At 66.1% G+C, this 20,314-nt stretch carries 16 protein-coding genes, 1 tRNA gene and 1 pseudogene; 9 read left to right on the top strand and 9 right to left on the bottom strand.

Going from position 1 to position 20,314, the window contains the following annotated elements; translation table 11 throughout:
* The first annotated feature begins 89 nt into the window (after positions 1–89).
* On the top strand, positions 90–2,045 hold the full coding sequence (locus tag ACODTJ_RS12370) for an SDR family NAD(P)-dependent oxidoreductase (RefSeq protein ID WP_454658906.1): 1,956 nt from the start codon (positions 90–92) through the stop codon (positions 2,043–2,045).
* On the opposite strand, the gene ACODTJ_RS12375 is transcribed toward ACODTJ_RS12370, so the two are convergent.
* From ACODTJ_RS12375 to ACODTJ_RS12390, 4 genes are all read right to left on the bottom strand, one after another.
* On the bottom strand, positions 1,969–2,898 hold the full coding sequence (locus tag ACODTJ_RS12375) for an NAD-dependent epimerase/dehydratase family protein (protein WP_454654284.1): 930 nt from the start codon (positions 2,896–2,898) through the stop codon (positions 1,969–1,971). The genes ACODTJ_RS12370 and ACODTJ_RS12375 overlap by 77 nt on opposite strands.
* Positions 2,891–3,889, bottom strand: a complete 999-nt coding sequence (locus ACODTJ_RS12380; RefSeq protein ID WP_454658907.1) for an MraY family glycosyltransferase — start codon at positions 3,887–3,889, stop codon at positions 2,891–2,893. Before ACODTJ_RS12380 ends, ACODTJ_RS12375 begins: the two co-directional genes overlap by 8 nt.
* 100 nt (positions 3,890–3,989) lie before the next feature.
* Entirely contained in the window at positions 3,990–4,439 is a 450-nt protein-coding gene (locus ACODTJ_RS12385; RefSeq protein WP_454654286.1) for a hypothetical protein, read from the bottom strand.
* 137 nt (positions 4,440–4,576) lie between these two features.
* Positions 4,577–5,935 (bottom strand): GGDEF domain-containing protein, encoded by a 1,359-nt coding sequence (locus tag ACODTJ_RS12390; RefSeq protein WP_488848943.1) that lies wholly within the window; start codon positions 5,933–5,935, stop codon positions 4,577–4,579.
* A gap of 322 nt (positions 5,936–6,257) precedes the next feature.
* Here ACODTJ_RS12390 and ACODTJ_RS12395 point away from each other — a divergent pair, with 322 nt between their 5' ends.
* From ACODTJ_RS12395 to ACODTJ_RS12415, 5 genes are all read left to right on the top strand, one after another.
* Complete coding sequence (locus ACODTJ_RS12395; protein ID WP_488848945.1) at positions 6,258–8,072, top strand: methyl-accepting chemotaxis protein; 1,815 nt, start codon at positions 6,258–6,260, stop codon at positions 8,070–8,072.
* Between the two features lie 96 nt (positions 8,073–8,168).
* Positions 8,169–8,444, top strand: coding sequence for a hypothetical protein (locus tag ACODTJ_RS12400; RefSeq protein WP_488848947.1), 276 nt, complete (start codon positions 8,169–8,171; stop codon positions 8,442–8,444).
* Positions 8,445–8,815: 371 nt separating this feature from the next.
* Positions 8,816–8,974 carry a hypothetical protein gene (locus ACODTJ_RS12405; RefSeq protein WP_488848949.1) on the top strand — a complete coding sequence of 53 codons (159 nt, stop codon included), beginning with the start codon at positions 8,816–8,818 and terminating at the stop codon, positions 8,972–8,974.
* Between the two features lie 10 nt (positions 8,975–8,984).
* The gene (locus tag ACODTJ_RS12410) at positions 8,985–9,206 is read left to right on the top strand and encodes a DUF4167 domain-containing protein (RefSeq protein WP_454654292.1); all 222 of its coding nucleotides are present in this window, start codon (positions 8,985–8,987) and stop codon (positions 9,204–9,206) included.
* A 289-nt stretch (positions 9,207–9,495) separates the two neighbouring features.
* Positions 9,496–10,698: a BaiN/RdsA family NAD(P)/FAD-dependent oxidoreductase gene (locus tag ACODTJ_RS12415; RefSeq protein WP_454658908.1), complete on the top strand. Its 1,203-nt coding sequence runs from the start codon at positions 9,496–9,498 to the stop codon at positions 10,696–10,698.
* Positions 10,699–10,944: 246 nt separating this feature from the next.
* Here the strand turns inward: ACODTJ_RS12415 and ACODTJ_RS12420 are convergent, their stop codons facing one another.
* Complete coding sequence (locus ACODTJ_RS12420) at positions 10,945–13,701, bottom strand: autotransporter outer membrane beta-barrel domain-containing protein (protein ID WP_488848951.1); 2,757 nt, start codon at positions 13,699–13,701, stop codon at positions 10,945–10,947.
* A gap of 1,135 nt (positions 13,702–14,836) precedes the next feature.
* On the opposite strand from ACODTJ_RS12420, the pseudogene ACODTJ_RS12425 reads away from it, so the two are divergent.
* Positions 14,837–15,120, top strand: a pseudogene (locus ACODTJ_RS12425) (helix-turn-helix domain-containing protein).
* Between the two features lie 76 nt (positions 15,121–15,196).
* Here ACODTJ_RS12425 and ACODTJ_RS12430 read toward each other — a convergent pair.
* Positions 15,197–15,271 (bottom strand) — tRNA-Gly (locus ACODTJ_RS12430).
* A gap of 115 nt (positions 15,272–15,386) precedes the next feature.
* Positions 15,387–16,475 (bottom strand): 2'-deoxycytidine 5'-triphosphate deaminase, encoded by a 1,089-nt coding sequence (locus tag ACODTJ_RS12435; RefSeq protein ID WP_454654294.1) that lies wholly within the window; start codon positions 16,473–16,475, stop codon positions 15,387–15,389.
* A gap of 194 nt (positions 16,476–16,669) precedes the next feature.
* Between ACODTJ_RS12435 and apaG the strand changes: the two genes are divergently transcribed.
* Positions 16,670–17,062, top strand: a complete 393-nt coding sequence (gene apaG / locus ACODTJ_RS12440) for a Co2+/Mg2+ efflux protein ApaG (protein WP_454654295.1) — start codon at positions 16,670–16,672, stop codon at positions 17,060–17,062.
* A complete protein-coding gene (argE, locus tag ACODTJ_RS12445) occupies positions 17,059–18,237 on the top strand; it encodes an acetylornithine deacetylase (RefSeq protein ID WP_454654296.1) in 1,179 nt (392 codons plus the stop codon). Before apaG ends, argE begins: the two co-directional genes overlap by 4 nt.
* Before the next feature lie 139 nt (positions 18,238–18,376).
* Here argE and ACODTJ_RS12450 read toward each other — a convergent pair whose 3' ends face one another.
* Both ACODTJ_RS12450 and argF read right to left on the bottom strand, forming a co-directional pair.
* Positions 18,377–19,381, bottom strand: a complete 1,005-nt coding sequence (locus tag ACODTJ_RS12450; protein ID WP_454654297.1) for an Hsp33 family molecular chaperone — start codon at positions 19,379–19,381, stop codon at positions 18,377–18,379.
* On the bottom strand, positions 19,381–20,304 hold the full coding sequence (gene argF / locus ACODTJ_RS12455; RefSeq protein WP_454654298.1) for an ornithine carbamoyltransferase: 924 nt from the start codon (positions 20,302–20,304) through the stop codon (positions 19,381–19,383). The genes ACODTJ_RS12450 and argF overlap by 1 nt, the downstream gene beginning before the upstream one ends.
* Positions 20,305–20,314 lie beyond the last annotated feature (10 nt).

Here is a 20,314-nt window from a genome sequence, read left to right on the forward strand (position 1 = left end):
GCACTTCGCTGGAGAACGCTCCAGGCGATCCCGAACCGACGCGTTGACAAGCCGCCGAGGGAGCGGGATACCGCCCGGACATGGCCATCCTGCCCAAACAGAATCTCAAGAAGCTCGCCGTCGTCCTGCATGACCTCACGGTCACGGCGCTGGCGATCTGGCTGGTCTTCGTCGTGCGGTTCGAGGGCGCCCTGCTCACCGAGCATCTGCGCTACCTGCCGCGCTTCCTGCCCTTCTTCGTGGCCTATGCCGGGCTGGTCTACTGGTTCTTCTCGCTCTACCGCTCGAAATGGCGCTTTGCCTCGCTGCCGGACCTCTCGAACATCGTCAAAGCGGTCTCCGTCCTGACGGTATCGCTGCTCGCCGTCGATTACGTGCTGATCTCGCCGAGCTTCTATGGCGCCTTCTATTTCGGCAAGATCTCGATCGCGCTGTACTGGCTGGTGCAGGTCGCGCTGCTCGGCGGTCCGCGCCTCGCCTATCGCTATTTCAAATATGCCCGTTCGCGGACCACAGCCGTGCGCGAGGCGAACCTGCCGACGCTGCTGCTCGGGCGCGGCGTCGAGGTCGAGATGGTGATCCGCGCCATGGAGGCCGGCACGATGCGGCGGCTGCGACCCGCCGGCATCCTGTCGCCACGTCCCGACGATCTCGGCCAGTCGATCCGCGGCGTGCCGGTGCTCGGGCTGCTCACCGATCTGGAACGGGTCGCGGGCGAAGCGATGGAGCGCGGCGAAGCCTATCGCCGCATCGTCGCCACGCCTGCCGCCCTGCTGCCGGAAGCGCAGCCGGAAAAATGGCTGGCGCGCACGCGCAAGCTCGCCCTGCCGATCTCGCGTATCGACAGCCTCGGCGAAGGCTTGCGCGACACGGAGGTGGCGCCGCTCGAGATCGAGGACCTGCTGGTCCGCTCGACCGCCACGATCGACCGCGACCGGCTGGGCGCGTTCCTGAAGGGCAAGCGCGTCATCGTCACCGGCGGCGGCGGCTCGATCGGCTCCGAGATCTGCCTGCGTTGCGCCGCCTTCGGCGCGGCCGAATTGCTCATCATCGAAAGCTCGGAACCAGCCCTGTTCCAGATCAGCGAACAGCTCTCGGTGCAGGCGCCGGGTACGGCCGTCTCCGGCGCGCTTGCCGATGTCCGCGATCGCGCGCGCATCATGCCGCTCTTCGCCGGCTTCAAGCCCGACATCGTCGTCCATGCCGCCGCGCTCAAGCACGTTCCCTATCTGGAGGCGGACTGGAGCGAGGGCATCAAGACCAATATCTTCGGCTCGGTGAACGTCATCGACTCCGCCATCGCCGCCGGTACCCGGACCTTCGTGATGATCTCGACCGACAAGGCGATCGAGCCCGTCTCGATGCTGGGCGCGACCAAGCGCTTCGCCGAAATCTATGCGCAATCGCGCGATGCCGAGCTCGTCGCCGCCGATTCCGGCATCCGCCTCGTTGCCGTGCGCTTCGGCAATGTGCTGGGCTCGGCCGGTTCGGTGGTGCCGAAGTTCAAGGCGCAGATCGCCCGGGGCGGGCCGGTCACGGTGACCAGCCCCGACATGATCCGCTATTTCATGACGATCCGCGAGGCCTGCGACCTCGTGCTGACTGCTGCCACCCACGCCCGAGCGAGCCACGCGGAGGCCGAGCGCGCTGCCGTCTACGTGCTCAAGATGGGCCAGCCGATGCGGATCATGGACATGGCCGAGCGGATGATCCGCCTCGCCGGCTTCGAGCCCGGCGAGGATATCGAGATCGTCGTCTCCGGCGTCCGGCCGGGCGAGCGCTTGAACGAGATTCTGTTCGCCCGCGACGAGCCGATGGCCGAAACCGGGCTCGACGGCGTGATGGCGGCCAAGCCGATCTTCGCCGGCCGCGACAGGATCGAAATCTGGCTGACGCGACTTGCAGCGGCGGTGAAGGCCAATGACCAGGCCGCGGCCAATGCTGTGCTCGACGAGGCGATCCCGGATTTCAGCCTGCGCGATTCGAAGCGGCCAGACGCGCCAGGGCCGGCTTCGTCTCAACCAACGGCTGCCAGCCAGCCCTGAGCAGGCGTTCCGGACGGGCGACGAGGCTTCCCGCCAGCTTGAGGAAAGTCTCCTCGCGCCCGGCAAGGCGCGCCAGCCGGCGCAGCCAAGCCTCCGGCACGGGCAGAAGACCCGGACCACGCCCCAGCCCGGCCCGCATCGCCGCCAGCATCCCGGAGACGCTGATGGGCTCCGGGTCGGACAGCGCGTAGCTCTGCCGCGCCGGACAGGCCGGCGTCAGCGCGAACAGGATGGCGCTGACCAGGTTCTCGACCGCAAGCAGCGAGCGCGGCGCCTTCAACCCACCGAAGGGCAGCGGCACGGGCAAGCGCGCCAGCTTGAGCAGCGCCGCCATGTTCGCCTTCACCCCCGGCCCGTAGATCAGGACCGGGCGCAGTGCGACCCAGTCGAGATCGATCTCGGCCAGTCCTCGTTCCGCCGCGAGCTTGGAGCAGCCGTAGGGATCATCGGGCGCGGGCTGCATCTCTTCCGTCAGTGGCGGGCCGTCAAAGGCATCGGTCAGCGCCTTGATCGAGGAGAGATAGACGAACCGCCGCACGCCGGCGCTTGCCGCGGCCCGACCGAGTTCCAGCGTCGCCTCGGTGTTGATGCGGCGATAGAGCGCCTCGTCGAGGCCCGGCCCGGCATGGGCGAGACCGGCCATGTGAACGACATGGTCGACACCCTCCAGCGCCGGACGCCAGTTGACAGCGGCCGAAAGATCGCCGGTCACCACCGCCTCGGCCCCCGCGGGGATAGGTTGCGCGCGACGCAGGGCAAGGCGCGGGAGGTAGCCTGCCTGGATCAGCGCCGCCACGACATGCGGCCCGACGAACCCGCTCGCTCCGGTGACGAGGACGCGCCGGTCAGCCATGACGGGGCCCGGTTGCGAAGCGGCGCAGCAGCAGGCCGGTCAGCAGGGCAGCGACAGCCAGACAGATCGCCTGGATCGGAAGGGCCGGCCAGATCAGCGAAATACCGGCGATCGCGGCAAGCGCGAGATTGAGCAGTGCGACGCGGCCGACCACGGCGATCACGCTGAAACCGTTCACCGTCGCCTGCTGGTAGAAATGCGAGCGATGCGCCTCCCAGACCTTCTCGCCGCGCGCGAGGCGCCGCAGCAGTGTGATCGTCGCGTCGGCGATATGGTAGAGTGGCAGGATCAGCGCGGCGGCGAAAGCGCCCGTGCCGGCGAGGCGGTAGAGCAGATAGGCGGTGACGAGCCCGATCGGCAGCGAGCCGACATCGCCGAGGAAGAGCCGCGCCACCGGCCGGTTGAAGGGCGCGAAGCCGAGGAGCCCGCCGCAGAGAGCGGCGGCGAGCCAGCCCGTCACCGGATCTATCGTGCCGGCCATGCCGGCGAAGGCCAGCGCAGCCGTCAACGGCACGATGCCGGCGACGGTGATCCAGTCGAGCCCGTCCATGAAATTGACGAGATTGACGAACCAGACCCCGGCGAGAAGCGCCAGGGCACGCTCGACAGGCAGGGGCAGGAATTCGGGAAACAAACGCAGTTCCGGCGCGGCCCGAAACAGCACGAAGCCGACGCAGACAGCTTGCAGCACCAGCCGGATGCCCGCTGGCAGTGGCCGGATATCGTCCCAGGCTCCGACGATGCCGAGCCCCGTCACGGCCAGCGCCAGCACCAGCACGGCGCGGGTCGCCTCGCCCTCGACCGGCGCAAGCCAGAGCGCCGTACCCAGCGCGATGAAAGCGCCAGCAAGCACGGCGATGCCGCCGCCCTGTGGGGTCGGGACCTTGTGGCTGGATCGGGCATTCGGCCGCGCCAGGGCGTAGCGCAGGAGAAGTGGGCGCAGGGCCACGCAGAGCACCGCCGCCAGAACGGCGGCGGCGGCACAGATCATCAGGGAGTGGAGCACGTTTTCCAAAGTGCCCGCACCATAGTCGAGGCGATGCAAAAGCCTAGAGGCCAGCCTCGTTTATCCGCGCGAAGCCGCTTCCGGCCTATTGCCGGAAGCCGATCAGCACACCATCGGCACCGAGCTGAAGCTGAAGCCCCTGGCGGCGGGTGGCGAGCCGAAGCGTCACGCCCTTGTCGTTGCGCAGCCATGTGGTGCCACGGCCAGCGCCCCCGACAGCCCAACCTTCCTTGAGCTGGACATAAGGTCCGGCGAAGTCGGAGACGCGGTGCAGACCGTAGACCGTACCGGTCGCAACCGAGCGCGAGGCGCCGATCGAGCCGATGCCGAGCCCGCCAACCGTGATCGGGTAGGAGCGGCCCTGGTAGCGCAAGGTTCCGCCGCCAGCCTCGCCGGAGGCGATGAAGCCAGCCTGGACCTGCTCGATGCGAACCGTACCCGTCGAAGGGCCAAGCGAGCGCTGCTGGGCCACGGCCGGCGAAGCCAGCATCAGAACGGCGGCGGCGGTGGTCGTGATCTGCCTGATCGTCATCATATCCTGCTCCTCGCGCCGAAGCGGCGGCGTCGCGGATCAACCCGCGAAACGCGGATTCGATCCCGCGACGGGAGCAGGATTACGGCCGGGTCAGGATCGAAGCAGCAGGATCGCGCCGTGGAGTGCGCCGGTATGCATCACTTGCCGACCTTCTCGTTACGCAGGGCATTCGCGACCTGGTCGACGAGCCGGCGCGGATCGGGATGGCCGTCATATTCGATGACGCCGATATTCAGCGTGTTCTTCCGGACCGTCTTGCCGTCGATCGAGAAATGCGTCGCCGCATAGCTTTCGACGATGCCGCGGGCGAACACCGCCGCTTCCCTGGCATCGGACCCGACGCGAATGATCAGGAAGGTCTCCCGGCCCATGCTGAAGACGGTGTCGCTCGAGCGCACGGCGTTGAGCAACATGGCGGCCGTCTGCTGGACGACGGTATCGGCGCCGGCCTCGCCAAGGCTGGCCCGCAGCGTGTCGAATTGCGAAATCTCGAGCATGATCATCGAGAAGGGCCGGTTCGTCCGGCGACGCAATGCGACCTCGCGGGAGAGCGCCGCCCGAAGATAGCGGCGATTCAGCAAGCGCGACAGCGGGTCTCTGGCACTGCCCATGTCGAAGGACTGGCTGAACTGGACGCTCAGGAGATTGTTGATCTGGCCCGCAATCTGCCTGATCTCCCGCAGGTGATCCTGACGGCAAGACGCATCCCCATCGCCGCGCAACTGCCGGACATGCGCGTCAGCCCGATCGACCAGCCCGGCGATCGACGCATATTCGGCCGTGCGACCGAACAGCAGATTTGCCCTATGGGAAAACCAGAGGCCGAATTCGGACCGGCTCAGCAACAGGACCCCGTCGGCCTCACCGGCGATGCCGGAGCCGAAGAAGACAGCCTGCGCCCATTCGGAAAGGGATGCCTTCTGCCTTTCCCGCTCCGCACGGAAATCATGATCGATCGACACCTGGCGAAGCGCTTCCTCCGCCCGCAGGTTGCGGTCGAGCCCGCTGATAAGAGCGGCTGTGATCGCCGCCGTCGCGATGTCGATAACGCCGGAAACATAAAGCGCAGCCTGGACGAATTCGTCGCGCGACAGCCGGGTGTGCTTGAGATTGTTGTAGATGCCGCGCTTGAAGGAGCGCGCCGCGAGCATGCTCAGCGATGTCGGGATCTGGATGCGGGCGTGGGTCGCCCCGATCTCGGACTGACGCATGAGAAAATGCGTCGGGTCAATCGGCTCCCGCGGAAAGATTTCGACGAGCCATTGCGACAGGGCGCCCCGGAAGCGCCTGGCACGGACCTCGTTGTCGAACAGGGCCTGGACCCGCATATGGCGTGCAAGATCTCCCCAGAGTTCGTCGACCAACTCACCGGCGAAATGCTTGACGCTGCTCGCCACCATAACGCGTACCGGCGCGGGGATACTGCCGCTCAAGGTTGCAAGTTCAACCTTCAGTTGCGCGAAATCTTCTTCATCCCAGAGCGCCGTGCTCAGCATTTCATCTTATCCAGCAGAATAGCGAATCCTGATGAGATCATTCGATAGTATCTTATAGTTATCAAACACCAACAAACCTGCTCCCCCCTCGTTAAGGACTCGTCAACACCGGTTAACGGAATCAAATAGAAATAATCACAAAAATATGCCGAAATTGCAGCAAAATTCGACCATAGAGAGCTAAATCAGGGTACGATTCATTAATTTTCTCGTGTCGTTAAACGCAGCTAACAACCCCTTAATCGCTTCTGCTAGCGGCTCCGTTCGTTATTTAACTTGGTTAGAGCTTTCTTCCCCAGGTCACATCACGCTGGGGACAACAATGGCCTTCAACCTCTTCAACCGGGACAGCAGCGCGGCGCAGATCGAGGCGATCCATCGCTCGCAGGCCGTGATCGAGTTCGACCTCGCGGGCAAGGTTCTCAACGCCAACGGCAACTTCCTCGCGGCGACCGGCTACCAATTGTCGGAGATCGTCGGCTGCCCCCACGCTATCTTCCTGCGCAAGGATGAGGCCGAAGCGCCAGCCTACAAGGCGTTCTGGACCGCGCTGCGCCAAGGAGAGCCACAGGAGGGGCAGTTCCTGCGCGTCGGCAAGGACGGCACGCCGCTCTGGCTCCAGGCGGTCTATGCGCCGGTCCTCGGACGCAACGGCAAGCCGAGCAAGATCGTGAAATTCGCGACCGACATAACCGCCCAGAAGGCGGAGATCGCCAATTCGGAAGCGCAGATCGCCGCCATCCGCAAGTCTCAGGCGGTCATCGAATTCAATCTCGACGCCACCATCCTCGATGCCAACGACAACTTCCTGAGCGCCGTCGGCTACCGGCTCGACGAGATCAAGGGTCAGCATCACCGCCTGTTCGTGACGCCGGAGCAGCATCAATCCGATGAATACAAGCGCTTCTGGGCCAAGCTCGGCCGGGGCGAGTATGACGAGAGCGAGTATCTGCGCATCGGCAAGGGCGGTCGCCGGATCTGGATCCAGGCCACCTACAACCCGATCCTCGATTCCACCGGACGGCCGTACAAGGTCGTGAAATTCGCCTCCGACATCACGGAACGGCGCCTCGCGCAGGAGGCTCTCCAGCTCACGGTCGCCGAGACCCAGCAGGTCGTCGCGGCCGCCAAGCAGAAAAACCTCAACCCGCGCATCGAGCTGGCCGGCAAGGCCGGCGAGCTGCGCGATCTCTGCGAAGGCGTGAATGCGCTGATCGAGACACTCTGCGACGTCGTAACGACGACTGCCGACATTTCCGGCACGCTCACGGCCGGCTCCTCGACGATCAACCAGGACAGCCACAACCTCGCGCAACGGACCGAGGAGCAGGCCAGCAGCCTCGAAGAGACGGCAGCGACGACCGAGGAGCTCGCGGCGTCCGTCAAGCAGAGCGCGGCGCGCGCACAGGACGCGACGGCGTTGGGCGAGAAAGCCAATACCATCGCCAATCGCGGCGGCGACATCGTCAGCGCAGCCATCGCGGCGATGGAGCGAATCGAGCGTGCTTCGGCCAATATCGCCGACATCATTAACGTCATCGACACGATCGCCTTCCAGACCAACCTGCTCGCCTTGAATGCAGCGGTCGAGGCGGCCCGCGCCGGCGAAGCGGGCCGCGGCTTCGCCGTGGTGGCCTCCGAGGTCAGGGCGCTGGCCCAGCGCTCCAGCGATTCGGCCAACGACATCAAGAAGCTCATCACGGATTCGGCCGAGGAGGTCGCCGCCGGCGTGAAGCTGGTCCAGGAAGCCGGCACCGCGCTGACCGAGATCGTTCAGTCGTCGCAGCAAGTGTCTAACGCTCTCGCCGATATCTCGATCGCCTCGCAGGAGCAGGCGAACGGAATCGAGGAGGTCGCCAAGGTCGTGGCCCATCTCGACGAGATGACGCAGCAGAACGCCACGATGGTCGAGCAGAGCCACGCGGTCGCCGGCACGCTCGAAGGTTCGGCGAAGCGGCTCCAGTCCCTCGTCACCTCCTTCCAGATTCCGCTCAGCCGGCTGAGCGGCAAGGTTGACAGCTCCGCCTTCACGCGGCCGGCGCCGAGCGAGGCCGAGCCGGCACCGACCGTCCCGGCACGGCTTCAGCGCAAGGTGCTGCGCGCGATGAACGGCCGCGACGACTGGGCGGAATTCTGAAGCCGCCCGCCTCCCCCCACGCCCATTTCGACCGACGGCATGCCGCAAAGTGACAACTGCAGCGACACCGGCGGGACCACCTTCGAGGACGACCCCATGAATCAGGATTTCAGCAACTGCCTCGCCGGGCTCGCCAGCGCGCAGATCAGCCTGTTCGGCATCCTGTTCAAGCACCTGGAAAACCGCCTGGGCGACGAGATCAGGCGCGATTTCGCCGATGAGCTCAGCCGGATCATCGCCATCTCCGAACAGAGCGGTCAGGAGATCCAGCCCTTCCAGCGCATCATCTTCGAGCATATCGCCGACTGGCTGAAATCATCCGAGCGCGGCTGGACGCCGGTCGTGATCGACGGGGCGAAGGCTGCACAGTAGAGGCCGCCGGCCGGGCGCTACGCTCCTCCAGGCCCGCGAGATGATCGCGTTGCGGCCCCCTGGAACCCAGCATCCATGTGCGCGTTATTCTTGTGCCGGGCTCGCTGGTTGAGCCGCCGCCATGCCGGCTCCTTCAGGGCGAGCGTCCGGGGTCGCGATCGTGTGGAGGCGAGGGCTGCAACGTCAAAAGGCCACAATGGGTCGTTATTGGTTCTTGATCGATCGCGTGATTCGACTGGCCCGCCGCACAGGCGCGTTGCCCCGCATCCCACTCTTCGACAATCGAACGCCGCTTTGCGGCTCGCTGCCGCCGGCATTTCGCCTGGCGGCCTTACAGGCAGCGCGGCTACGCCGCGTGCCACTGGACCGATATGAAAAGCAAAATCCACTACGACCACAACAAGACGCAGTCCCCGGGCCCATCAGCCTCGGGAACGTCGCTGCCTAAAGCCTCGCCGAACTGGAAACCCGAACCGTGCGGCCTGTCCCGCGCGGAGCTGCGCAAGATCGTCGCGCGAATCATGGGCTGAGGAGAACGCCATGAACCTCGATCATCGTAGGCGGCCGGCTCGCCCCCGGCGGCCTTCGACGGAGAAACCGGATTTCGACCTTCAGATGCGCCATGACCGCGCCCTGGCCCGGGCCCGGGCGTTCGAAGCGGCCGGCGACAAGGTCGATGCAGAACGCTTTTATCAGCAAGCCGATCACTTTCGTCGCCTGTTGAACAGCAAAGCCTCGCAGTTCATCGCTGCCGTCGCCTGAAGGGCCCGAGACGCGGGCCTCTCCCATCGCGGTGCCGGAACGAGCAATCGGGATCGAACCGACGCTATTCCGCCCGGGAAGCAGCGCCAGGCCATTCAACGTCCTTCCTCGCGTCCCAAACGGATAAACTGACGGAATCGTCGGGAGGCGATCGCACTCCCGGCCTCAGTTTCGTCGGTTGCTGGACGGCCGCGGATCATCTACCCGAAGCCGAGCGCAGCGCGCTGCCATCCGAAACGCTGCGCAACGGCCGTTTGAACCGTTCCGAGGCTAGCCGCATTCGATGTCGATTGAGCGTTACGACACTGTCATCCTGGGTGCCGGTGCCGCTGGAATGATGTGCGCGATCCACGCCGCATCGCGCGGCGGGCGCGTCCTCGTCGTCGATCATGCCAAGGCACCCGGCGAGAAAATCCGCATCTCCGGCGGGGGGCGCTGCAACTTCACGAATATCGGCACGAGCGCGCGTAATTTCCTGTCGAGCAACCCGCATTTCGCGAAGTCAGCGCTCGGCCGTTATACGCAGCACGACTTCGTCGCGTTGGTCGAAAAGCACGGCATCGCCTATCACGAGAAGACGCTCGGACAGCTCTTCTGCGATGATTCCGCCAAGGATATCATCGCCATGCTAATGGCCGAGATGGCGCGCGCAGCCTGCGAACTGCGCCTCAGAACCACGCTGGAAAGCCTCGAACGGCTGGATGATGGCTTTGCGATCGCCCTTGGTGGCGATGGAGCCGCCAGAATCCGATGCCGGCAGTTTGTCGTGGCCTGCGGAGGCAAATCCATCCCCAAGATGGGGGCATCCGGCCTTGGCTACCAGATCGCCGGCCAGTTTGGTCTGGCGGTGACGGAAACCCGCCCGGCCCTCGTGCCGCTGACCTTTGGCGAAGACGTCCTTTCCGGGTTTCGCGACATGGCCGGCGTCGCCGCGGATGCGCGGGTCTCCTGCGGCAAGGCCGCGTTCGACGAGGCGCTTCTGTTCACGCATCGCGGGCTTTCAGGCCCCTCGATTCTGCAGATTTCGTCCTATTGGCGCGAGAAGGAGCCGATCAGGATCGCATTCCTGCCGAAGCAGGATGTGTTTGCCGCCTTGCGCGCGTCCAGACAGGAAAACGGCCGCAGAAGCCTCCCGAATACGCTTGGTGAGATTTTGCCGAAGCGATTGGCGGCTTATCTTGCGGACGCCCATGGCTGGGCAGGCCCCATCGGCGACGCGAGCGACAAGAAGCTCGCCGCGATCGCGTCCACCATTCAGGGCTGGGACGTCATGCCGATCGGATCGGAGGGATACCGAACCGCCGAGGTGACGCTCGGCGGCGTCGATACGTCCGGCCTGAACTCACGGACGATGGAAGCAAGAGCGGTCGAGGGCCTGTACTTCATCGGTGAGGTTGTCGACGTGACAGGCTGGCTTGGCGGCTACAACTTCCAATGGGCGTGGTCATCGGGCTGGGCGGCAGGGACCGCCATCGCAGAACGCACCGGCTGAGATGCCCGCGCGGCTCGGGGCCAATTCTTCAACGATCCAGATGCACATTAGCGATGGCTAACAGAGAGCATCATAGCTTCTTCGGCTGTCTTCGAAGATCGCAAGCCGCACTTCGCCATGATCGGGACAAACATGGGCTTGGAGCAGCCTTCTCTCGAAGCCGTCAGACCTCCGATGCGCCATGAGCTGCCGGCCTCACGGAAGCTCTTTTGATCACCGGCAAAACACCAGACGGGCTCCTGCCCCTCACCAGCTGTAGCGGATGGCGGCCTTTCCGCCGAGGCTGCGGCTGTTCCGGCTGAATTCGCCGTCGAAGCTCGCCACCAGCGAAAGGCCGTTCCTCAGTGACAGCTCGGCGGTGGCCGTGGTGCGTAGCGCGTTGCGGTCCTGCGCCGCGCCCTGAACGAGGAAACCGGTGCCGGGCAGGGAGAGGAAGCCCGCAACGACGCTGCTGCCGGGGTTGAAGTTGTGCACCCAGGCCAGTCCGCCACGCAGGGTCAGGGGCAGGCCGCCGAGATCCAACCTCGCATCGGCCCGCAGGCCGAGTTCGCTGCGCGTCGAGGTGGCGTCCTTGTCCGCATAGGACAGCGCGAAGAGGCCGGGGCCGCCCAGCGCCGTCTCGACATAGGACGGCAGCGAGACCCGGGTGAGCTGCAGCGCCCCGTAGGGCGTCAGGCCGAAGGAGCCGAGCGCGAAGCGGTGGCCGGCATCGATCCGGCCGGCCCAGCTGTTGACGTTGAAGCGGCCCTGGAGCCGGTCGAGGCCGGCGACACTGCGGTCGGTGGTGACATCCTGCCAGCCATAGGCCAGCGCGGCGGAGACATAGCTCTGCCCGAAATGCTGACGGATGAAGGCGCCGGCCTGGAACAGGTCGGAGCTGCCCGAGCCCAGCCCGTAGGTGTTGAAGTTGGTGCCGCCGCCGCCCAGGGCGAAGCCGGCGACGGTCGAGGGCGTCAGCCTGTAATCGGCGCCGACGGCCGCGCTATAGACCCGGTCGGTGACGGCGGCGGTCCCAGCCGCGCCATCGGCGCCGGTGAAGCGCGCGGCGCCGAAGCCGCTGCCCCAGACGCTCCAGCGCCAGGCATCGGGATCGGCGGTCAAAGGCAGCTTCCGCGTCGGCAGGTCCATCGCCTTGCCGGAGGCGGAGGAATAGCCGGCAAACCCGTCCGGACCCGGCGCGAGCGGCATGCCGCGCCCATCCGGCGAGAGATCGACCATCGTGCCCATGAACAGGTTCATCGCGTCGCGGCTGACCGTCTGGACGCCGGTCGCCGGCTCGCCGGCCGCCTGCGACAGCCCGGCAGGCGTCAGGCTGCCGAACACCATCGGGATGCCGCCATGGCTGTTGAAATAGCCGGTCAGGGCATTGGCGACGCCGCTCTGGTTCGGATTGAGGCCGCTATTGGGAAAGAGCGTAGGCGTGCTGGTCGGCGGCGTGTAATCCAGCGTCAGGTCGAGATAGGCGTTGTTGGGATCGTAGCTCAGCCCGGACTTGAAGCCCGCAGGCAGGTTGGTATCGACCTTGCTGCCGAAGGTGCCGCTGACGCCGCCCGTCGCATTGAGGATCGTGTACTGCTTGGCGACATAGGCTCCCGGAGCAAAGCTCGCGGCGACGCTCGCTCCGCCGAGCGTGGCCGTGCCGCCGACATTGACCCGGTCGGCATTCGACGGCGAGACCTCGACGGCATAGGCCGAGCCGGCCGTGAAGGCGAGGTTGCCGGCGATAGCGAGCGTGCCGATCGAGTTGCCGGGGGCGAGCGTGCCGCCAGAGATCGTGGTCGGGCCGACCGTGCCGTTGCCGCCGAGCATACCACCAGCCGCGACCGTGACGGCCGAACCGGCGATCGAACCGTTCACCGATAGGGTGCCGCCCGACACGGTGGTCGGCCCGATATAGGTGTTGGTGCCCGACAGCGTCAGCATGCCCGCGCCGGTCTTCGATAGCGAGCCGGCGCCGGTGATCGCCCCGGCGACGTTGGTGTTGGTCGCCTGGTCGACAGTCAGGGCGGCGCTGCCGAGAGCGATCGTCCCGCCCAGGGCCGACAGCGAGGAAGCGGTCAGCGCGAAGTTGTTCAGGTCGAGTGTGCCGCTATTCACCCTATAGGCGCCATTGCCGACGAAGGCGCCCGCCACGCCTTGCCTCAACGTGCCACCGGTGACCACCGTCATACCCGAGTAGCTATTGGCGCCCGACAGCACCAGCGTACCAGCACCGCTCTTATACAGTGGGCCTGTGCCGGTGATCGCTCCGGCGAAACTGGTGTTGGTCGCCTGGAGGACGTTCAAGACCGCGCTGCCCAGCGCGACCGTGCCGCCCGTTCCGGAAAGGGAAGAGACGACCACTGCGAAGTTGTTCAGGTCGAGCGTGCCGCCATTCACCGTATAGGCGCCGCCGTTGAAGGCTAGCCCAGCGCCCTGTCGCAGAATGCCGGCATTGACCGTTGTGCCGCCGCTGTAGCTGTTGACGCCCGACAGCGTCAGTACGCCAGCACCGGATTTCGACAATGAGCCCGTGCCGGTGATCGCCCCTGCGAAGCTGGTGTCGGTCGCCTGGTTGACGGTCAGGGCCGCACTGCCCAGCGCGACCGTGCCGCCCGTGCCGGACAGCGAAGAGGCGGTCAGCGCGTAGTTGTTCAGGTCGAGCGTGCCGCCATTCACCGTATAGGCGCTGTTGCCAACGAAGGCGCCCGCCGCGCCCTGCATCAGTGTGCCGCCGGAGACCGTGGCACCGCCGGCGTAGCTGTTGGCGGCCGACAGCGTCAGCGTGCCCGCGCCGGTCTTCGACAGCGAGCCCGTGCCGGTGATGACGTTGGATAGCGTGAAGTTAGTCGGCTGATTGAACTCCAGCGAGCCGGTCACGCCGATATTGCCGGTGAGGCTGGCGCCGGTGTTGAGCGTCAGCGCATTGGCACCGCCCGTGAAGGTGATGGCGTCGGCCCGTGATCCTCCGCCGCCTGCCGTGCCGCCAGTGACGCTGGCGGTGCTGCCCAGGGTCAGATACAAGCCGGTTCCGACGATGCCCGCCCCGCCCGTTCCATCGGCGCCGCCTCCTGATAATGGCCCAATCCCAGCGCCACCCGCTCCGCCATTTCCGCCCTGGATCGCGCTGTCGATTGTGAAGCTCCCGCCATTCAGAATGTACAGTCCCGTTCCACCCGAACCGCCACTGCCTCCCGCGAAACCAGTGCCGCCAGCTCCTCCCGCTCCGCCAATCACGTTGACGGAAAATGTGCCCGTCGCTGCTCCCAGCACAGCGCCGTAGCCGCCCGCACCACCACCGCCACCGGTGAAGGCGCCGCCGGGATTGCCACCACCTGTACCGCCCATCCCGCCACTGACTGCGGTCATGGGCAAGGTCGAGCCAGTGTCGACAAAGCCATGGGCACCACCACCACCGCCGCCTCCGCTTCCATTGGAATAGCCAGCGCCGCCTACTGTCCCGCTAGCGCCAGCGGTTGCCCCGCCCGTCCCGCCCGCGCCCGCGCCCGCGCCACCATTTCCTCCAGCGCCGCCAGTTTCACCAGCGCCGCCGCCGCCTCCACCGAATAAAGCGCTGTTAATGCCGCTCGCGCTGCCCCCACTGCCGCCGACGCCGGTCGTGCTGTCCGTGCCGCCGGAGCCGCCCCTTGTAGCGCCGCCCTTGCCGCCATCAGCCCAGGCCGGTGCGGCGGCCAGCAGAAGCGCCAGCGCAGAGGTGCCGGCCAGAATCCGTTGCCGGAGCGTTCCGTTGCAGTCCCGGTTCGTCATCGTCAGCCCCAGTCCAATCGTGGCAGGCGGGCAGACACACAGCCCCCAGGTCGTCAAGAGTCCGGCGCGGCCATTACGGCTCGTCAGCCGGCGGATTCATTCCATGATCCGGTCCGGGAATGCGAAGCATCCGAACCGAAATCGCGCGAGGCGGCAGGCATCGACATCGACAGAATGCCGCCCGCCATTACGGCATGCCCTTACGGTATTCGGCAACTCTTGACTGGGATGCGCTTCGTCAAGCCTCGGCATCGTTGCCATGAGGCCACATTGACGAAAACCGAAGGGCGTCTCGGATGGATCGCCAAAGCCTCTCCTTCAGCGCTGAGGTTCCGGCTGCTCGACGAGAGGCAACCTCGAACGTCGCCACGAATTTGCCAGCTCTGAGCACATGGATAGGCGCAAGCTGGTCGGAGAAAATTTGCGCGTTTGCGGAAGGCACGCGGCCTGACTCAGGAGCAGGCCGGAGCGCGCTCGGGCTTCAGCTGATGGTATATCAGCGGCCTCGAACGCGGGCGCCGAAATCCGACGATCATCTCGCTCTACGATCTGGCCAATGCCATCGGTGTGAGGGCCGCTGATCTCATCGCAAATGAGGTTGCTGAAGCGAACGAGTCGAAGCCTTCCGACGTGGCTCAACCGGCGCAAGCAGGTCCGAAGCCCAAGAGCGATTGAATCGCTCGGCTCGTAGCTGCTACGTAGCTTCTGACATTCAGGGCTTCGAGGATATGGGTTTAACCCATTGAAATATTGGAGCGGGCGATCGGGATCGAACCGACGACATTCAGCTTGGGAAGCTGACGTTCTACCACTGAACTACGCCCGCATGCCCTTCACGCAGACGAAGCAACGCGCGGCAGGCCCGCGTTCATAGCGGCTCCGTGCCCAAGTGTCATCCGGGAATCGCCGGTGATCGCGGGAAGACGCGAGCTGGTGACCACTCAGCTCTTGAAGTGCTTGGACAGCTTCAGAGCCTGGCCCTGGTAATTCGACTTGAGGTCGGCGCCGTAGAGCGCTTCCGGCCGGGCCGCCATGCTCTCGTAGACAAGGCGCCCGACGATCTGGCCGTCCTCGATGATGAAGGGCACATCGCGGGAACGGACTTCGAGCACGGCCCGGGCGCCCTGGCCGCCGGCCGCGCGATGACCGAAGCCGGGATCGAAGAAACCGGCATAGTGGACACGGAACTCGCCGACGAGCGCGTCGAAGGGCGTCATTTCGGCGGCATAGTCCGGCGGGACATGCACCGCTTCCTTGGAGGCGAGGATGTAGAACTGGCCGGGGTCGAGGATCATGCTGCCAGAGCCATCGTCGTGGATCGGCTCCCAGAAATCGGCGGGGCGATAGGCGCCGACGCGGTCGACATCGATCAGCGCCGTGTGATGCTTGCCGCGATAGCCGAGCAGGCCGTCGAAGCCCGAGAGGTCGACGCTGACGGCGACGCCACCCTGAAAGGAGGGCTCGGCCGCGCTGACCAGCGTCTCGCGGACGTGGATTTCGCCGAGCGCGCGGTCGTCGAGACGGGTCTCGCCGGCGCGGAAGCGGATCTGCGAGAGCCGTGAGCCGGAGCGGACCAGCACCGGGAAGGTGCGCGGCGAAATCTCGATGAAGAGCGGGCCGTCATAGCCGTCCTCGACCAGATCGAACTCGCGGGCGCGGTCGGTGATGACGCGGGTGAAGACATCGAGCCGGCCGGTCGAGCTTTTCGGATTGGCAGCGGCGCGCAGGCCCTTGGGCAGGTGCAAGCCTTCCATCAGTTCGGCGATATAGACGCAGTCGGTCTCCAGCACCGCGCCCTGCGTCAGGTCGATCTCGTGCAGCGAGAGATCGTCGATCCGGCTGCGCACCGTGCGCTCCGGGCCGGGAAGAAACGAGGCGCGGACGCGATAGGCGCGCGCACCCAGGCGCAGGTCGAGGCTCGCGGGCTGGATCTGCCCCTCGGCCGGCGGTTTGGCGAGCCTGATCGCACCCGCCTCGATGAAGGCGCGGATGGAGCTGTCGGGCTGGATGCCGGGCTTGAAGGTCAGCATGCGCGTTCCGCTGAGAATAATCGGTCATAGCTAGCGAAGCGGGCCGTCAAGGCCAAGCATGGTGGATGCGAGGCATGCGCGGCCCGGCAGGTTGTCCACGCCAGAATCGCAGCCCCACCACATTGACGCTGGCGCCGGCTGGCCGATAACACATCACGGCGGGAAAGCCGCGACCGGCCGAAGCGGAGCCTTCGATGTATCAGGCCCAGACGCATGGCGTGCGCGTGACGGCGTCGCCGAGTTTCATGGATGGCGAATCCTCGCATGCGCAGGGCCGTTATTTCTGGGCCTATGCGATCGAGATCGTGAATCTCTCGACGCAAACCGTGCAGTTGATGACCCGGCACTGGTTCATCACCGACGGGCGCGGCGAGGTCCATGAAGTCCGCGGCGAGGGTGTCGTCGGCAAGCAGCCGGTGCTGCGGCCGGGCGAGAGCTTCAACTACACTTCGGGCTGCCCGCTGACGACGCCCGACGGCTCGATGCACGGCTTCTACGCCATGCAGGATGAGAACGGCACGGTCTTCGATGTCGAGGTGCCGCTCTTCCCGCTCGATTCCCCCTATGTGAAGAAGGTTCTGCATTGACCGCCTCCGCTCCAGCCGGGCAGCGCTATACGCCGCTCGAGATGCTCGCCCGCCTCGTCGCCTTCGACACGGTGAGCGACAAGTCCAACCTGGCCCTGCTCGATTTCGTCGAGGACTACCTCACCGGCTGGGGCGTCTCCTCCGTGCGCTTCCCGAACGCGGCCGGCGACAAGGCGGCGCTGTTCGCGACCGTCGGCCCGCAGGATCGCGGCGGCATCGTGCTCTCCGGCCATACCGATGTCGTGCCGGTCGCCGGCCAGGCCTGGAGCCGCGACCCGTTCACGCTGCATGTCGCGGACGGCAAGGCCTATGGCCGCGGCGCCGTCGACATGAAGGCATTTCTGGCGCTCGGGCTGGCACTCGTGCCGGATTTCCTGGCGGCCAATCTCAAGACGCCGATCCACCTCTTCCTGTCCTATGACGAGGAGGTGACCTGCCTCGGCGTGGTCGATGGCATCAATGCCATGGGCAAGACCCTGCCGCGGCCGCGCGCCGTCGTCGTCGGCGAGCCGACCATGCTCGACATCTGCGATGCCCATAAGGGCGTGCGGACCTTCCAGACCGTGGTGAAGGGGTTTGCAGCGCATTCCTCCAAGCCGCAGCTCGGCGCCAGCGCCGTCCATGCCGGCGCGCTGCTCGCGGCCGAACTCGACCATATGGCGGAAGACGCCAAACAGCGGCCGGACACAAGCGGCCGCTTCGACCCGCCCTATGACACCGTCCATATCGGCACGTTCCATGGCGGCATCGCCCGCAACATCCTGGCCGATCGCAGCGAGATCCTCTGGGAGATCAGGACGGTCCCGAGCTCCGATCCCGAAGCCGGTCCGGCGCGCTTCGCGAAGACCGCCGACAAGGTGCTGGCGCGGATGCGCTCGACCGCGCCGAGCGCGGCGATCGAGACGCAGATGACCTCGGATGTGCCGGGGCTGGCGCCCGATCCGGGCTCGGAGGCCGAGCGGCTCGCCATGCGGCTCTCCGGCCGCAACCACACCATCGCCGTCGCCTATGCGACCGAAGCCGGGCATTTCCAGCAGGCCGGACTTCCGACCGTGGTCTGTGGCCCCGGCTCGATCGACCAGGCGCATCAGCCGGACGAATACATCACGCTGGAGCAACTCGCGGCCGGCGAGACCTTCATGCGCAAGCTGATGGCGGAGTGTCAGGCCGGGTAGTTACCCGCCGAGCCGAAATCTCGCGCTCGTCATGCTCGCCCCTGTGGCGAGCATCCACGTCTTGAACACGGACTTCGACCAGCTGAGACGTGGATGGTCGGGACAAGCCCGACCATGACGGAAACGTCGTGCTCGGGAACTACTGCCCAGCCGCCTGCCCCTCTTCGACCTCGGCCGGGTCGAAGGAATAGCGCCGCGAGCAGAATTCGCAGGTAACGCCGAGCTTGCCGTCATCGGCGATCATCGCCTGACGATCAGCGGGCGCGAAGCCGCGCAGCATCGAGAGCACGCGCTCGCGCGAGCAGCGGCAGGCCTCATACACCGTGACCGGCTCGAAGACGCGGGCGCCGCGCTCGTGGAACAGGCGATAGAGCAGGCGCTCGCTTTCCAGCGTCGGGTCGAGCAGTTCGTGGTCCTCGACCGTCTCGACCAGCGAACGCGCCTCCATCCAGGCATCGTCGGCGATGCCGTCCGAGTCGTTGCCCGCGAGGATATCGTGGCCCTCGGGCGCGTCGCCGGGATGGATGTCGGCCGCGCGCAGGCGGTCCGGCGAATGCGGCATGAACTGCACGAGGATGCCACCGGCGCGCCATTGCGGGCGTCCACCCGTCGTGACCGTGCCGACGCCGAGGCGGACCCGCGTCGGGATCTGCTCGGACTGGCGGAAATACTGGTGGGCGGCTTCCTCAAGGCTCTGGCCCTTCAGCGCGACGATGCCCTGGTAGCGCGTGGTGGCCGTGCCCTGGTCGACGGTCATGGCAAGATGGCCCTCGCCCAGTAATTCGCCTGTCGAGACCTTGCCGAGTGCGATCGCCTCGACGAGCTTGGCCTCGTCGATATGGGCGACGGCGCGGAAATTATCGGGCGCATTGAAATCGACGACCATCATCGGGATGGCGCCATCGCTCTTGGTCTGGAGCTGGAAGCGGCCCTCGAACTTGAGCGCGGTGCCGAGCAGGACGGTGAGCGCCGCCGCCTCGCCGAGCACGCGCGAGACGGGCTCGGGATAGCCATGGCGATCGAGGATCGTATCGATCGACGCGCCCAGCCGCACGATGCGGCCGCGCACATCGAGATCGGGCACGGCGAAGGGGATGACCCGGTCGTCGAGCCCGACGGTGTCCATGGTGTCGTCCACGGCCATCAAGCCGCCACTCCGCCGAAGCACCAGGCCAGGATGCCCTTCTGCGCGTGGAGGCGGTTCTCGGCCTCGTCGAAGACAGCCGATTGCGGGCCGTCCATGATCGCGTCCGTGACCTCCTCGCCGCGCGAGGCCGGCAGGCAATGCATGAAGATCGCGTCCTTCTCGGCGCGCTGCATCAGCCTGTCATCGACCTGATAGGGTCGCAGCAGATTGTGGCGGGTGCCCTCGTCGTCGTCGCCCATCGAGACCCAGCAATCGGTGATGACACAATCGGCGCCCTCGACCGCTTCCTCGGGACGATGAGTCAGCTTGATCTTGGCGCCCTGCTTCTTGGCCCAGGCGATCAGGGCCGGCGGCGGCGCCAGTTCCTCAGGCGTCGCGACGGACAACTCGAAATCGAGCCGGCCGGCGGCGTGGACCCAGGAGGTCAGCACGTTGTTGGTGTCGCCGGTCCAGGCGATGCGCTTGCCCTCGATCGCGCCCTTGCGCTGCTCGAAGGTCATGACGTCGGCCATGACCTGGCAGGGATGCTGGCGCTTGGTCAGGCCGTTGATCACCGGGACGGTGGCGTATCTCGCCATCTCGACCAGCGAATCGTGGTCGAGGATGCGGATCATGATCGCGTCGACATAACGCGAGAGCACGCGGGCGGTATCCGCGATGGTCTCGCGCTCGCCGAGTTCGATCTCATGGCCGGCGACCATCATCGGCGAACCGCCGAGCTCGCGGATGCCGACATCGAAGGAGACGCGGGTACGCAGGCTCGGCTGCTCGAAGATGGTCGCGACGACCTTGCCTTCAAGCAGGCGGTCACCGACGGCTGCGGGGGTACGGCGTCGCGACTTGATCTCCTCGCCGGTGCGCAGGATCGCACGCAGCTCGCTGCCGGAGAAATCGGAGAGATCGAGGAAATGGCGCGTCACGGGCGCTTCC

Source organism: Allobosea sp. FG18 (assembly GCF_057809495.1).

Bases quoted from the DNA above. Each gene is read 5' to 3' on its own strand.
- ACODTJ_RS12390 (WP_488848943.1), bottom strand. From the start codon at position 5,935: ATGCTGAGCACGGCGCTCTGGGATGAAGAAGATTTCGCGCAACTGAAG.
- ACODTJ_RS12385 (WP_454654286.1), bottom strand. From the start codon at position 4,439: ATGATGACGATCAGGCAGATCACGACCACCGCCGCCGCCGTTCTGATG.
- ACODTJ_RS12410 (WP_454654292.1), top strand. From the start codon at position 8,985: ATGAACCTCGATCATCGTAGGCGGCCGGCTCGCCCCCGGCGGCCTTCG.
- ACODTJ_RS12400 (WP_488848947.1), top strand. From the start codon at position 8,169: ATGAATCAGGATTTCAGCAACTGCCTCGCCGGGCTCGCCAGCGCGCAG.
- apaG (WP_454654295.1), top strand. From the start codon at position 16,670: ATGTATCAGGCCCAGACGCATGGCGTGCGCGTGACGGCGTCGCCGAGT.
- ACODTJ_RS12375 (WP_454654284.1), bottom strand. From the start codon at position 2,898: ATGGCTGACCGGCGCGTCCTCGTCACCGGAGCGAGCGGGTTCGTCGGG.
- ACODTJ_RS12395 (WP_488848945.1), top strand. From the start codon at position 6,258: ATGGCCTTCAACCTCTTCAACCGGGACAGCAGCGCGGCGCAGATCGAG.
- ACODTJ_RS12435 (WP_454654294.1), bottom strand. From the start codon at position 16,475: ATGCTGACCTTCAAGCCCGGCATCCAGCCCGACAGCTCCATCCGCGCC.
- ACODTJ_RS12380 (WP_454658907.1), bottom strand. From the start codon at position 3,889: ATGATCTGTGCCGCCGCCGCCGTTCTGGCGGCGGTGCTCTGCGTGGCC.
- ACODTJ_RS12405 (WP_488848949.1), top strand. From the start codon at position 8,816: ATGAAAAGCAAAATCCACTACGACCACAACAAGACGCAGTCCCCGGGC.
- ACODTJ_RS12450 (WP_454654297.1), bottom strand. From the start codon at position 19,381: ATGGCCGTGGACGACACCATGGACACCGTCGGGCTCGACGACCGGGTC.